General features: G+C 69.4%; 12 protein-coding genes. 9 read left to right on the forward strand and 3 right to left on the reverse strand.

Annotated elements, in window-relative coordinates; genetic code table 11:
• Positions 1–258: 258 nt before the first annotated feature.
• Positions 259–1,755 carry a CoA-acylating methylmalonate-semialdehyde dehydrogenase gene (locus MKK67_RS02570; protein ID WP_243962085.1) on the reverse strand — a complete coding sequence of 499 codons (1,497 nt, stop codon included), beginning with the start codon at positions 1,753–1,755 and terminating at the stop codon, positions 259–261.
• Positions 1,756–1,874: 119 nt separating this feature from the next.
• Here MKK67_RS02570 and MKK67_RS02575 point away from each other — a divergent pair, with 119 nt between their 5' ends.
• Positions 1,875–2,786, forward strand: a complete 912-nt coding sequence (locus MKK67_RS02575; protein ID WP_243962086.1) for a LysR family transcriptional regulator — start codon at positions 1,875–1,877, stop codon at positions 2,784–2,786.
• Positions 2,787–2,873: 87 nt separating this feature from the next.
• The gene (locus MKK67_RS02580; protein ID WP_243962087.1) at positions 2,874–4,037 is read left to right on the forward strand and encodes an iron-containing alcohol dehydrogenase; all 1,164 of its coding nucleotides are present in this window, start codon (positions 2,874–2,876) and stop codon (positions 4,035–4,037) included.
• Positions 4,038–4,180: 143 nt separating this feature from the next.
• Here MKK67_RS02580 and MKK67_RS02585 read toward each other — a convergent pair whose 3' ends face one another.
• Entirely contained in the window at positions 4,181–5,395 is a 1,215-nt protein-coding gene (locus tag MKK67_RS02585; RefSeq protein WP_409568180.1) for an ABC transporter substrate-binding protein, read from the reverse strand.
• 296 nt (positions 5,396–5,691) lie between these two features.
• Between MKK67_RS02585 and cpaB the strand changes: the two genes are divergently transcribed.
• The 7 genes from cpaB (at position 5,692) to MKK67_RS02620 (ending at position 13,623) form a co-directional block, all read left to right on the forward strand.
• On the forward strand, positions 5,692–6,504 hold the full coding sequence (cpaB, locus tag MKK67_RS02590; RefSeq protein WP_243962089.1) for a Flp pilus assembly protein CpaB: 813 nt from the start codon (positions 5,692–5,694) through the stop codon (positions 6,502–6,504).
• Positions 6,505–6,509: 5 nt separating this feature from the next.
• Positions 6,510–8,054, forward strand: coding sequence for a type II and III secretion system protein family protein (locus tag MKK67_RS02595; RefSeq protein WP_243962138.1), 1,545 nt, complete (start codon positions 6,510–6,512; stop codon positions 8,052–8,054).
• A 23-nt stretch (positions 8,055–8,077) separates the two neighbouring features.
• The gene (locus tag MKK67_RS02600) at positions 8,078–8,821 is read left to right on the forward strand and encodes a CpaD family pilus assembly protein (protein WP_243962090.1); all 744 of its coding nucleotides are present in this window, start codon (positions 8,078–8,080) and stop codon (positions 8,819–8,821) included.
• A gap of 68 nt (positions 8,822–8,889) precedes the next feature.
• Positions 8,890–10,134, forward strand: a complete 1,245-nt coding sequence (locus tag MKK67_RS02605) for a CpaE family protein (protein WP_243962091.1) — start codon at positions 8,890–8,892, stop codon at positions 10,132–10,134.
• Positions 10,135–10,188: 54 nt separating this feature from the next.
• The gene (locus MKK67_RS02610; RefSeq protein ID WP_243962092.1) at positions 10,189–11,637 is read left to right on the forward strand and encodes a CpaF family protein; all 1,449 of its coding nucleotides are present in this window, start codon (positions 10,189–10,191) and stop codon (positions 11,635–11,637) included.
• A gap of 2 nt (positions 11,638–11,639) precedes the next feature.
• Positions 11,640–12,617 (forward strand): type II secretion system F family protein, encoded by a 978-nt coding sequence (locus MKK67_RS02615; protein WP_243962093.1) that lies wholly within the window; start codon positions 11,640–11,642, stop codon positions 12,615–12,617.
• A 25-nt stretch (positions 12,618–12,642) separates the two neighbouring features.
• A complete protein-coding gene (locus MKK67_RS02620) occupies positions 12,643–13,623 on the forward strand; it encodes a type II secretion system F family protein (protein WP_243962094.1) in 981 nt (326 codons plus the stop codon).
• A 3-nt stretch (positions 13,624–13,626) separates the two neighbouring features.
• Here the strand turns inward: MKK67_RS02620 and MKK67_RS02625 are convergent, their stop codons facing one another.
• On the reverse strand, positions 13,627–13,860 hold the full coding sequence (locus MKK67_RS02625) for a GcrA family cell cycle regulator (protein ID WP_147856381.1): 234 nt from the start codon (positions 13,858–13,860) through the stop codon (positions 13,627–13,629).
• Positions 13,861–14,041: the final 181 nt, after the last annotated feature.

The following is a 14,041-nucleotide window of genomic DNA, read 5'->3' on the forward strand; positions in this document are numbered from 1 at the left end:
AGCGCCATCTCGCGGATCGCAGTCCGGTCCTCATCGAGCCCGAAACTCATGGGCATCACTCCAATAGGTCAGAACGGACGCTTCCCTCCCCCCTCTGCGGGGGAGGGTGGCCCCTGCGTCAGCAGGGGTCGGGAGAGGGGAGCGACGTTTCCGGAAAGGTCGCGACGGGCGCGAGATCCTGCACCGTCGCGCTACCCCTCTCCCGCCGCGCCTCCGCGCGGCACCCTACCCCGCAGAGGGGGGAGGGTTGAAATGCCCCTACCGCATCGTCGGAATGGAGAACTCCGCCCCGCTCTTGATGCCGCTCGGCCAGCGCTGCGTGACCGTCTTGGTCTTGGTGTAGAAGCGGATCGAGTCCGGCCCGTGCTGGTTCAGGTCGCCGAAGCCGGAGCGCTTCCAGCCGCCGAAGGTGTGGTAGGCGATCGGGACCGGGATCGGCACGTTGACGCCGACCATGCCGACATTCACCCGGGCGGTGAAGTCGCGCGCCGCGTCGCCGTCCTGGGTGAAGATCGCCACCCCGTTGCCGTACTGGTGGGTCGAGGGCAGCACCAGAGCCTCCTCGTAGTTCTGGGCCCGCACCACCGAGAGGACGGGGCCAAAAATCTCTTCCTTGTAGATGGTCATGTCGGGGGTCACGCGGTCGAACAGCGAGCCGCCCATGTAGAAGCCGTTTTCGTAGCCCTGGAGCTTGAAGCCGCGGCCGTCGACGGCGAGATGCGCGCCCTCGGCGACGCCCTGGTCGATGTAGCCCGCGACCTTCCGGACTGCCTCGGCGGTGACCATCGGGCCGTAATCGGCCGAACCGTCATGGGACGGGCCGATCTTGAGCGACTCGACCCGCGGGATCAGCTTTTCCATCAGCCGGTCGGCGGTGGCCTCGCCCACCGGCACCGCCACCGAGATCGCCATGCAGCGCTCGCCGGCCGAGCCGTAGCCGGCGCCGATCAGCGCATCGACCGCCTGGCCCATATCGGCGTCGGGCATGATGATCATGTGGTTCTTGGCGCCACCGAAGCACTGGGCGCGCTTGCCCGTCTGGGCGGAGCGCACGTAGATGTACTCGGCGATCTGCGAGGAGCCGACGAAGCCCACCGCCTTGATGTCCTCGTCGTCGAGGATCGCGTCGACCGCTTCCTTGTCGCCGTTGACGACGTTCAGGATGCCCGGCGGCAGGCCGGCCTCCAGGAAGATCTCGGCGATGCGCAGCGGCACGCTCGGGTCACGCTCGGACGGCTTCAGGATGAAAGCGTTGCCGCAGGCGATGGCCGGAGCACATTTCCACAGCGGGATCATGGCCGGGAAGTTGAACGGCGTGATGCCGGCGACGACTCCCAGCGGCTGGCGCAGGGAATAGACGTCGATGCCGGGGCCGGCGCCCTCGGTGTACTCGCCCTTGAGTAGGTGCGGGATGCCGCAGGCGAACTCGACCACCTCGACACCGCGCTGGATGTCGCCCTTGGCGTCCGGCACGGTCTTACCGTGCTCGGAGGCCAGCAACTCGGCCAAGCTGTCCATCTCGCCGCGGATGAGCTCGAGGAAGCGCATCATCACCCGGGCGCGCTTCTGCGGATTGGTGGCAGCCCAGGCCGGCTGGGCCACCGCGGCGTTCTCGATGGCGGCGCGCATCTCGGCCTTGCTGGCGAGCGCGACCTGAGCCTGGACCTCGCCGGTCGAGGGGTGGAACACGTCGGCGAATCGCCCGCTCTCGCCGCCGACAATGCGGCCGCCGATAAAGTGCCCGATCGTGCGCATGAGCGCCTCCCTGTTGTCGTTTTTCGATTTGGTTTGGTGCAGCCTAACAGGATCGCTTGAACGATAAAGCCGGATGCGCTTACAGCGGCCGTGCATCGATGCACAGCGGGTTTGCGGTCATGAGCCGGACGGGGCGCAACTGGGACGATCTGCGCTTCTTCCTGGCGGTGGCCCGCACCGGCACCCTGAGCGCCGCCGCGGGGCGCACCGGCACCGAGCACACCACGGTCGGGCGGCGGATCCGCGCCTTGGAAGACGGGCTCGGCGCCCGGCTGTTCCACCGGAGCAACCTCGGCTACGCGCTCACCGAGGACGGCGCCCACCTGCTGAGTGTGGCCGAGGCCATGGAGAGCGCCTTCCTGTCGGCCAAGACCGCCACCGAGGCGGGGGCCCAGTCCGTGTCCGGCACGGTGCGGATCGGCGCCCCGGACGGGTTCGGCAGCGTGTTCCTGGCCTCGCGGATGCACCGGTTGACCGAGCGCCATCCCGGACTGGAGGTCGAGATCATGGCGACCGCCCGGATCTTCAGCCTGTCGAAGCGCGAGGCCGACATCGTCATCGGCCTGTCGACCCCGCAGCAGGCCCGGGTGGTGGCGCGCCGGCTCACCGATTACCGGCTGTTCGTCTACGGGGCCGAATCCTACCTCGCCGCGGCGCCCCCGATCGCCGCCGTCTCGGATCTCACGGCGCATCCCTTCGTCGGCTATATCGAGGACATGCTGTTCGCGCGCGAGCTGAACTATCTCGGCGCCCTGGAGCCCGCCGTGACCGCGCGGCTGCGCTCGACCAACCTGCTGGCCCAGGTCCACGCGACGCTGAACGGCGCCGGCCTGTGCATCCTGCCCGCCTTCATCGCGGCGGCCCATCCCGGGCTGGCGCCGGTCCTGCCCGGGGCGGTGTCGCTGACGCGCTCGTTCCACATGCACATCCATGAGGACCACCGGAAGGCCGCCCATATCCGGGCGGTGGCGGGCTTCATCGCCGGGGAGGTCGAGGCGGCCGGCGCGCTGTTCGCCGGGCCGTCCGTGTAAGCGGCGGCGGTTTCGCGGCGGGGCCCCAAGTCTTAAGATCGCGCGTTCCGGCAGGCCCGAACTGGCCCTGAACCAAGGATCAAGACAATGGTCGCCTCGATCGCCCTGCCCCGGCTGATGCGCATCGGCGCCGGCGCCTCGCGGCTGCTGCCGGAGGTTCTGGGCCAGCTCGGCCTGTCGCGCCCCTTCGTGGTCACCGACCCGTATCTGGTCAGCAGCGGCCGCACCGACACGCTGCTCGAACGCCTGACCAGCGCCGGCGCCCGTGCGACGATCTTTTCCGAGACCGTGCCGGACCCGACCGTGGCCTCCGTGGAGGCGGCGCTCGCCGCGCTCCAGGCCGGCGATTTCGACTGCGTGGTCGGCTTCGGCGGCGGCAGCCCCATGGACACCGCCAAGGCGGTCGCCGTGCTGGCCCGCCACGGCGGCCACATGCGCGACTACAAGGCGCCCCGCCAGCAGGACGAGCCGGGCCTGCCGATCGTGGCGATCCCCACCACCGCGGGCACCGGCTCGGAGGCGACCCGGTTCACCATCGTCACCGACGAGGCCTCGGACGAGAAGATGCTCTGCATCGGGCTGGCCTACCTCCCGGTGGCGGCCTTGGTCGATTACGAATTGACCCTGACCAAGCCGAAGCGCCTCACCGCCGATACCGGCATCGATGCGCTCACCCACGCCATCGAGGCCTATGTCTCGCGCAAATCCAACCTGTTCTCGGACGGGCTCGCCCTCCAGGCGATGCACCTGATCGCCCCGAACCTGCGCCGGGTCTGGACCGATCCCAGCGACCGGGCGGCGCGCGAGGCGATGATGCTGGGTGCGACCCAGGCCGGCATCGCGTTCTCGAATTCATCGGTGGCGCTGGTCCATGGCATGAGCCGGCCGATCGGCGCGCATTTCCACGTGGCCCACGGGCTCTCGAACGCGATGCTGCTGCCCGCGGTCACCGCCTTCTCGGCCCCGGCAGCTATCGGCCGCTACGCCGCCTGCGCCCGAGCCATGGGCATCCCCGGCGTCGACGGCGACGACCGGGCCGCCGTGACGGCCCTGGTGGCGGAGCTCGAAGCCCTCAACGACGACCTCGATGTGCCCGGCCCTCGGGAATACGGGATCGACCCGGCCCGCTGGGAGGCCCTGATCCCGACCATGGCCGCCCAGGCGCTGGCCTCCGGCTCCCCCGCCAACAACCCGATCGAGCCGAGTGCGGAGGAGATTCAGGCGCTGTATCGGCGGGTCTGGGCGGCGTGAGATCCCGGGCGACCGGGCGATAACCGGTGGCACACCGTCTTTGCGAGCGGAGCGAAGCAATCCAGCAGCGCGACGACCATTCATGTCGCGCTACCCTAGGTCGCTTCGCTGCGCTCGCGATGACGGAGTGACCTCGACCGGACCTACTTCGCCGTCAGCGGGCAGCCGCTCTCCGCCGGCGTGGCATAAGCTTCCTTGCCCGGGATGGTCGCGAGCTGCCGGTAGAGGTCCCACGGGCCCTTCGACTCGGCCGGCTTCTTGACCTCGAACAGGTACATGTCGTGCACCATGCGGCCGTTCGGCTGGACGATGCCGCCATGGGCGAAGACGTCGTCCACCGGCAGCGCCTTGAGCTTGGCGTTGACCGCCTCGGTCTCGTCGGTGCCCGCCGCCTTCACGGCCTTCAGGTAGGACAGGACCGCCGAGTAGGTGCCGGCCTGGATCATGTTCGGCATCCGGCCGGTGCGCTTCTTATAGCGCTCTCCGAAGGCCCGGGTCTCGTCGTTGGCGTCCCAGTACCAGCCCTCGGTCAGCGTCAGGCCCTGCGCGACCTTGAGGCCGAGCCCCTCAACCTCCGAGAGGGTGAACAGCAGGGCCGCGAGCTTCTGGCCGCCCTCGACGATGCCGTACTCGGCAGCCTGCTTGATCGCGTTGGAGGTATCCAGCCCGGCATTGGCGAGCCCGATCACCTTGGCCTTCGAGCCCTGCGCCTGCAGCAGGAACGAGGAGAAGTCCTGGTTCGAGAGCGGGTGGCGGACGCTGCCCAGCACCTTGCCGTTGTTGGCCAGGACGACCCGGCTGGTGTCGGCCTCGAGCGCCGAGCCGAAGGCATAGTCGGCGGTGAGGAAGAACCAGGTGTCGCCGCCGGCCCGGGTCAGCGCGCCGCCGGTGCCGACCGCCAGCGCCCGCGTGTCGTAGGCCCAATGATAGCCGTAGGGCGTGCAGGCCTTGCCGGTGAGGTCGCTGGAGGCCGCCCCGGTGGTGATCGTGATCTTCTTCTTCTCGCGGGACAGGCCCTGGACGGCCAGAGCCACCGACGAGGTGGTCAATTCCATGATCGCGTCGACGCCGTCGCGGTCGTACCATTGCCGGGCGATGCCCGAGGCGATGTCAGGCTTGTTCTGATGGTCGGCCGCGAGGATCTCGATCGGCACGCCGTCGACCTTGCCGCCGAAATCCTCCACCGCCATCCGGGCGGCCTCCACGGAGCCCTGGCCGCCGAACTGGGCGTAGAGGCCGGATTGGTCGTTGAGCACGCCGATGCGCACGGCGTTGCCGGAGAAGGCACCGGCCGCGGGCCCCTGGGCTGCTGCCGGGCCGGAGCCCAGAACCGCGCCCGCCAGGGCGGTGGCCAGCACTGTGCCGCCAAATGTCCTGATCATGTCACTCCCCGGCATGTTTTGCCCGGATGATCCGAGCACCCGATTCTGACGCGGGTTCGAGATCAGACTATTGCACCGGCGCAAACCGCGCCACGGCCGCGATTGAACAGGGATTGAGAGATCGCGCGGGTTGTGACGCCCCCGGCGACCGCCCCGTTTCCGGACCGTATCCAGCCGCCGAGGTTATAATACCTTAACCATAATTACACGAATGGCCGCGCAGGGTCCGGTGATGAACGGCAATTCGGCCGTTCCCGGTGCGTGGCGATGCGATGAATTCAGCCCGTCTCGTCGTCCTCGGCATCGCCCTCGCAGCGGGCAGTGGAGCGGCGTTCCTGATGAGCGGCGGCGACCCGCCTCCGCCGCCGCCGGCCCCGAAGGCCGAGCTGCCGCCGCCTCCGATGACCGAGGTGCTGGTGGCCGCCGCCGACATGCCGATGGGCCAGGTCCTGCGCGCCGCGGACCTGCGCTGGCAGCCCTGGCCGGACGGCGCCATGACGGCCGGCTACATCAGCCGCAAGGACAACGCGAAGGCGCTGGACGAGACGGTCGGCGCCTCCGTGCGCTCGGGCTTCCTCGCGGGCGAACCGATCCGGGCGCAGAAGCTGGTCCGGCCCGAGAGCGGGTTCATGGCCGCGATCCTGCCCGCCGGGATGCGCGCGGTCGCCATCGTCACCGACAGCCGCGGCACCAACTCCGCCGGCGGCTTCATCCTGCCCAACGACCGCATCGACGTGATCCGCACCTTCCGTGACGATGCCAACTCGCGCGCCAACAGCAGCGAGGTCCAGCTCTCCCAGACGATCCTGACCGATATCCGCGTCCTGGCGATCGGTCAGCTGATCCAGGAGAAGAACGGCACCAACGTCGTCACCGGCGAGACCGCCACGCTCGCCGTCACCCCCGCGCAGGCGGAGACCCTGACCCTCGCCCAGAAGGTCGGTTCCCTGTCGCTGTCGCTGCGCAGCCTCGCGGATGCGGGCCGGCCGGTCGAGGCCCAGCCGATCGATGCCGCGATGGCGCAGACGCCCGAACCCGGATTGACCGTCGTGCGCTTCGGCGTGGCGCGGCAGCAGACGCCGTGATCCCCATGATTGCCCTGCCGATTCCCCTCCGTCCGGCGCGCGTCCTCGCGCTGCTCGCCCTGGTGGCCGCGGGACCCGCCTGCGCGCAGGAGCGCCCGATCCTCGGCCCCGCTCCGGTGCTGACGGTGGGCTCCGCAGAGGCCGCCTCGTCCCGCCGGGTCGAATTGACCGCGGGCCGCTCGGTGATCGTCGACCTGCCGCGGGACGCCAAGGAGGTGTTCGTCGCCAACCCGGCCGTGGCCAACGCCGTCGTCCGCTCGACCCGAAAAGTGTTCGTGATCGGCATGGCCGACGGCGCGACCTCGATCTTCATCATGGATGCCGAGGGCCGCCAGATCGCCGCCCTCGACGTGACCGTGGCCCGGGACCTCAACCTCGGGACGCTGCGCGAACTGCTCGGCCAGAGCATCCCGGGTGGCCGCTTCGACGTGCGCTCGTCGGGCGCCTCGGTGCTGCTCTCGGGCTCGGTGAATTCCTCGTCGGACGCCCAGCAGGCGATCGACATCGCCAACGCCTTCGTCGGCCTGGGGGGCGGCGCGACCGCCACGAGCGCGCCGAGCGGCGGCGTCTCGGCCGGCGCGCGGGGCGCGGTGATCAACAACCTCACGATCCGCAACAAGGACCAGGTGATGCTCCGCGTCACCGTGGTCGAAGTGTCCCGCAACGTGCTGAAGCAGTTCGGGATCAACATGACCGGCAATTGGTCGGCGCTGAACCCGGTGAGCACGGTTACAGACGCGGCGACCGGCCTCGTGACCTCGCCGGCTCTCAACAACACCCTGCCCTTCCCGATCACCGGCGGCAGCACACCCTCGGGCAACCAGCTCCAGGCCTCCATCAAGGGAGCCGGCTTCTCGCTGCAGGCGACGCTGAAGGCTTTCGAACAGGCGGGCGTCTCGCGCATCCTGGCCGAGCCGACGCTGACCGCGATCTCCGGGGAGGCCGCGAAGTTTCTGGCCGGCGGCGAATTCCCGGTGCCGTCCTCGGCCTCCTGCGTGGTCGGCGGTGTCTGCACGCCCGGCATCACCTTCAAGCCCTACGGCGTCTCGCTCTCCTTCACGCCCGTTGTTCTGGCCGACAACCGGATCTCGATCCGCGTGGCCACGGACGTGACCGAGATCGATCCGCAGCAGAGCTTCAACTACACGGTCGGCAACAACACGGTAGCCGTGCCCGGCACCCGGGTCCGCCGCTCCGAGACCACCGTCGAGCTGCCCTCCGGCGGCGTGATGATGACCGCCGGCCTGATCCAGCAGGTGAACAAGCAGGCGATCTCCGGCCTGCCCGGCTTGATCAACCTGCCGATCCTCGGCGCGCTGTTCCGGTCCCGGGACTACCAGCGCATGGAGACCGAGCTGATGATCATGTGCACCCCCTACATCGCCCGGGCGATGGAGCCCAAGCAGGTGACCCGGCCCGACGACAACTTCGTCGACGCCACCGACGGACAGGCGGTGCTGCTCGGTCAGGTCAACCGCCTCTACGGCAAGGTCGGCGCCGCCCCGCTCGGGCGCAGCTATCGCGGCCGCGTCGGCTTCATCGTCGAGTAGCGCCCGCTTCCAGGATCGGATCCATGACCCGACTTCACCCGCCCGCCCCGTTGCGCCGCCCGTCCCGGCTCGCGGCCGCCTGCGCCCTGGGCCTGCTGGCCGCGGGCTGCAAGAGCGAGCCCGCCACCACCGGGGGGATCGACCTGTCGGATTACCGCGCGCGGCACCCGATCGTGCTGGCTGACGGCACCCGCAGCCTCGACGTGTTCGCCACCGGGCCGGGCCACCTCGACCCGCGTCAGGCCGGCGACATCGACGCGTTCATGCTGGAATACCGCCGCTACGGCCGCGGCGGCATCCTGGTGGAAGTGCCCCAGGGCCTGCCGCCGGCCCAGGCCGATTCCGTCGCACGCACGGCCTCGGCCTTGCTCCGGCGCGGCACCGAGGACGGCGTCGGCGCCCGCGAGATCTTCCAGTCGCCCTATCCGGTCGCGGCACCGGGCTTGGCCGCGCCGATCCGGCTGAGCTTCCAGCGCATGCAGGCCAAGGTCGCCGACCAGTGCGGGCTGTGGCCCCAGGACCTCGGCACCTCGAACTTCGCTGCCGATTACGGCAACCGGCCGAGCTGGAATCTCGGCTGCGCCACCCAGGCGACTCTGGCCGCCCAGGTGGCCGACCCGATCGACTTGGTGCGCGGCCGACCCGAGGGCCGGATCGACACGGTCAAGCGCGTCCGGGACATCGGCCAGTTGAGGGATGGCAAGGATCCGTCAACCACATGGCGGCAAGATGGGACGAACGCCGTCAAGTCCCAGGTCAGCAACTAGGACCGGCGGTGCAACCTCCCACGCCGTCACCGAAGCCGCGCCTCGACCACGAACCCGAAAGTGCCGTCATGGCGGACCCGTCCGAGACATCCGAGCGCACGATCGCCCCGGTGCCCCGGATCACGATCCAGGCGTTCTGCGAGACCGGCGAGACCGCCGCGATGATCGAGGGCGCTTCCCTCGACCGGCGCATGCAGAAGGCGCAGATCAAGGTCCGGATGGGCGGCGGCGCCGCGGCGATCGAGGCCTACCGCCACGCGCCGACGCCGAACGTCATCGTCATCGAGACGCAGGGCGTCCGCTCGAAGCCGGTCGAATGCCTGGATGCCCTGGCCGAGGTCTGCGACGAGGGCACCCGCGTCCTGGTGATCGGCCACGTCAATGACGTGACCCTCTACCGCCAGCTGATCCAGCGCGGCGTGTCCGACTACCTGATGGCGCCGGTCGAGCCGCTGACCTTGATCGCGGCGATCTCCGACCTGTTCACGGCGCCCGGCGTCAAGCCGGTGGGCCGCACCGTGGCGGTCTACGGGGTCAAGGGCGGCATCGGCGCCTCGACGGTGGCGCACAACTTCGCCTGGTCGATCGCCCGCAACCAGGGCGTCCAGACGGTGATCGCCGATCTCGACATCGCCTTCGGCACCGCCTCGCTCAACTTCAACCAGGACCCGCCGCAGGGCATCGCCGAAGCGGTGTTCGCCCCAGAGCGCCTGGATTCGGCCCTGGTCGAGCGGCTGCTGTCGAAGTGCAGCGACAATCTCAGCCTGCTCTCGGCGCCGGCGAGCCTCGACCGGACCATCGACCTGTCGGAGCCGGCCTTCGATGCCCTGATCGAGTACCTGCGGGCGAGCGTGCCCTGCGTGGTCCTCGACATCCCGCACCAGTGGAGCGCGTGGTCGAAGCGCGTGCTGACGGCGGCCGACGAGATCCTGATCGTCGCCGGTCCCGACCTCGCCTGCCTGCGCAACGCCAAGAACCTGCTCGGGGCGCTCAAGCACGGCCGCCCGAACGACCAGCCGCCCCGGATCCTGCTCAACGGCGTCGGCATGGCCAAGCGGCCGGAGATCGGGGCAGCCGAGTTCGCCAAGGCGCTCGACGCGCCGATCGCCGCCACGATCCCGTTCGAGCCGACCCTGTTCGGCACCGCCGCCAACAACGGCCAGATGATCGCCGAGATCCAGGCCGGCTCGAAGGTGGCGGAGCTGTTCAACGACCTCGCCGCGGTCACCCTCGGGCGGCCGGAGACGCGGCGCAGCCGGTCGAGCCTGCTGGAGCCGCTGCTCGCCAAGCTCGCCGGCCGCAAGGCCTCGTGATGCGCAACACCTTCGCCGGGACGATGCCTGATGCAGGCGCCTTGGATCTGACCCATGTTCGGTAGGCGACAATCCGGAGCCGCCCCGACGGCGCCCGTGCCGGTCCCGCAGATGCGGGCCGCGGTTCCGGCCGCGCCGGTGCTGCGCGACGCCGCCCCGGCGCCCAAGCCGGCGCCACCGCCGCCGGCCGCCCCGGTGGCGGTCGAGAACCTGCGCTCCGAGGATTACTACCGGACCAAGAGCCTGATCTTCGGCGCCCTGATCGAGGCGATCGACCTCACGCAGCTCTCGCGCCTCGACGCCGAGACCGCCCGGGAGGAGATCCGCGACATCGTCACGGAGATCATCGGGCTCAAGAACATCGTCCTGTCGATCGCCGAGCAGGAGGAGCTGCTCGACGACATCTGCAACGACGTACTCGGCTACGGCCCGCTGGAGCCGCTGCTCGCTCGCGACGACATCGCCGACATCATGGTCAACGGCGCCAACCGGACCTTCATCGAGGTCAGCGGCAAGATCCAGCTGACCAATGTCCGGTTCCGCGACAACCAGCAGCTGATGAACATCTGCCAGCGCATCGTCAGCCAGGTCGGGCGGCGCGTGGACGACGCCTCGCCGATCTGCGACGCGCGCCTGCCGGACGGCTCCCGCGTCAACGTGATCGCGCCGCCGCTGTCCATCGACGGGCCGGCGCTGACGATCCGTAAGTTCAAGAAGGACAAGCTCACCCTCGAGCAGCTCGTGCGCTTCGGGGCGATCTCCCCGGAGGGCGCCGAGGTCCTGAAGATCATCGGCCAGTCGCGCTGCAACGTCGTCATCTCGGGCGGCACGGGCTCGGGCAAGACCACGCTGCTCAACTGCCTGACCGCCTTCATCGAGCACGACGAGCGGGTCATCACCTGCGAGGACGCGGCCGAGCTGCAGCTCCAGCAGCCGCACGTCGTCCGCCTGGAGACGCGCCCCCCGAACATGGAGGGCCAGGGTCAGGTCACCATGCGCGACCTGGTCAAGAACTGCCTGCGCATGCGGCCCGAGCGGATCATCGTCGGCGAGGTCCGCGGACCCGAGGCGTTCGACCTGCTCCAGGCGATGAACACCGGCCATGACGGCTCGATGGGCACGCTCCACGCCAACAGCCCGCGCGAATGCCTGTCGCGTATCGAGTCGATGATCTCGATGGGCGGCTTCACGCTGCCGTCCAAGACCCTGCGCGAGATGATCTGCGGATCCATCGACGTGGTGATCCAGGCCATGCGCCTGCGCGACGGCTCCCGGCGCATCACCCACATCACCGAGGTGCTGGGGATGGAGGGCGACGTCATCACCACGCAGGACGTGTTCCTCTACGACATTGTCGGCGAGGATCCGAACGGCAAGCTGATCGGGCGCCACCGGTCGACCGGCATCGGCCGGCCGAAATTCTGGGAGCGCGCCCGCTATTACGGGCTGGATCGCCGGCTCGGCGAGGCGCTCGACGCCGCCGAAGTCGTCGACGGGACGTAACCATGGCGGATTCGTCCCAGCTGCCGATCGCCGCCGGCCTGATCGGCATCGCCGTGGCGGCCGTGGCCTATGTCGCGGTGCTGCCGCTGCTCGGCGGGCAGCGGCGAGCGAGCAAGCGCCTGAAATCGATCGGCGTCTCGGCTTCCGGGGCGGCGGTGCGCGGCGTTGCGGTCAACCGGCGCGAGCAGGTCGCCAAGACGCTGAGCGAGATCGAGGCGAAGGCGAAGAACGCCAACAAGGCCACGCTGGAGCTGAAGCTCGCCCGCGCCGGCTTGAGCTGGACGAAGCGGACCTACTACACGGTCTCGGCCGGCTGCGGCACCGTCCTCGCCCTGCTGCTGTTCATGATCACCGACAGTCCGGTGGCCGCGGCAGGCGCCGCCTTCGCGGGCGGCTTCGGCATGCCCGCCTTGATGCTGCGGCGCCTGCGTCTCCGGCGCATCGCCAAGTTCAACAAGGAATTGCCCAACGCCGTCGACGTGGTGGTGCGCGGCATCCGCACCGGCATCCCGGTGGGCGACTGCTTCCGCATGGTCTCGCGCGAGGCCGAGGAGCCGGTGCGCAGCGAGTTCCGGACGGTGATCGAGACCCAGGCGATGGGCCTCTCGCTCGGCGAGGCGGTCTCGCGCCTGTTCGAGCGGGTGCCGACCGCCGAGGTAAACTTCTTCGCGATCGTGATCAACATCCAGCAGCAATCGGGCGGCAACCTGTCAGAGGCGCTGAACAACCTCTCGGTGGTGTTGCGCGACCGGGCCAAGATGCGCGGCAAGGTCCAGGCGATGAGCATGGAGGCCAAGGCCTCAGCCTCGATCATCGCGTGCCTGCCCTTCGGCGTGGCCGGTATCACCACGCTGACCAGCCCGGACTACATCTCGCTGCTCTGGACGACGGATATCGGCACGATCGCGCTGGTGGGGGCGGCGATCTGGATGTCGATCGGCGTCTTCACGATCAAGAAGATGATCGCCTTCGACTTCTGAGCCTGATCGGATTCGGACCCGTGCCATGATCGACGCCATCGCGGAGAAGCTGTTCGATCCCCGGTTCATGGGCACGCTGCTGACCGCCATCGCGGCGGCCGCGACCGCCTTCGCGGTGGCGCAGCCCTTCTTCGAGACGGACAAACTCGGCAAGCGGATGAAGCTCGTCAGCGACGAGCGCGAACAGATCCGGCGGCGGGAGCGCCAGACGGACCGGACCCGGCCGAACGACCGGGCGGCGCTGCGCGTGGCGCCCAAGGCCTACATGAAATCGATCGTGGACCGGTACCAGCTGAACCGCTGGCTCGGAACCGACACGGCCAAGCGCAAGCTGATGATGGCGGGCTATCGCGGCCAAGGCGCGGAGACCACGTTCCTGTTCTTCCGCCTGGTCGTCCCGGTGTCCTCCGTGATCGCGGCGGTCTTCTACCTGTTCGTGCTGGAGGCGATCGATGCCTCCTACCTGGTGCGGATCGGGATGGTGATCGGCGCGGCCTATGGGGGCATCAAGGCGCCCGAGCTGTTCCTGGTCAATGGCGCCAAGAAGCGGCAGGCCGAGATCCGCAGGGCCTGGCCGGACGCCCTCGACCTGACGCTGATCTGCGTCGAATCCGGCATGGCGATCGAGCACGCGTTCCGGAAGGTCAGCACCGAGATCGCGACTTCCTCGGTGGTGCTGGCCGAGGAACTCGCCCTGATGACGGCGGAGATGTCGTTCCTGCCCGACCGGCGGCAGGCCTACGAGAACCTGTCGCTGCGGACCGGGCTGGAGCCGGTGAAGTCGGTGGCGACCGCACTGATCCAGGCCGAGCGCTACGGCACACCGGTGGGTCAGGCGCTCCGGGTTCTGAGCCAGGAGAGCCGCGACCAGCGCATGAACGAGGCGGAAAAGAAGGCGGCCAGCCTGCCGCCCAAGCTGACCGTGCCGATGATCCTGTTCTTCCTGCCGGTGCTGTTCGTCGTCATCATCACGCCGGCGGTCATCCAGATCATGCGGACGCAGTGAGGCTCAGCGGATGCGGCCGGGACGAGTCGGCTCGAACACGATGCGGCGGTGGAACGCGCACCAGCTCTTGCCGTCGGAGACCGGCGCGCCGCAGCAGACCGCACGGTCGTTCGGCTCGCCGATGATGTACTTGCACACGAAGGCGCCGGACTGCGCGAAGGGCACACGCAGATCCGCCGAAGGCTCCTGGACGCCCTCGGCATCGCCGATCTGAGACATGCGGACGAGTTGATTCATGGGGTGATCGGCTCAATAAGCAGGCTGCACGGTCGGCGCGGGCGCCTCGGCAGAGGGGGAGGATTGAACGCTCCTCCTTCAGGCGGCGGCCCCGTCTCGCGTGTCCGGGACTTGCGTCTCGCGGAGCGGCATCGGGGGCGACCCGCCCGAGCCGGCCTCGACGGCTGGCGCGGTGAGCGTC

The sequence above is a fragment of the Methylobacterium sp. J-072 genome, from assembly GCF_022829425.1.
Lineage (GTDB): Bacteria > Pseudomonadota > Alphaproteobacteria > Rhizobiales > Beijerinckiaceae > Methylobacterium.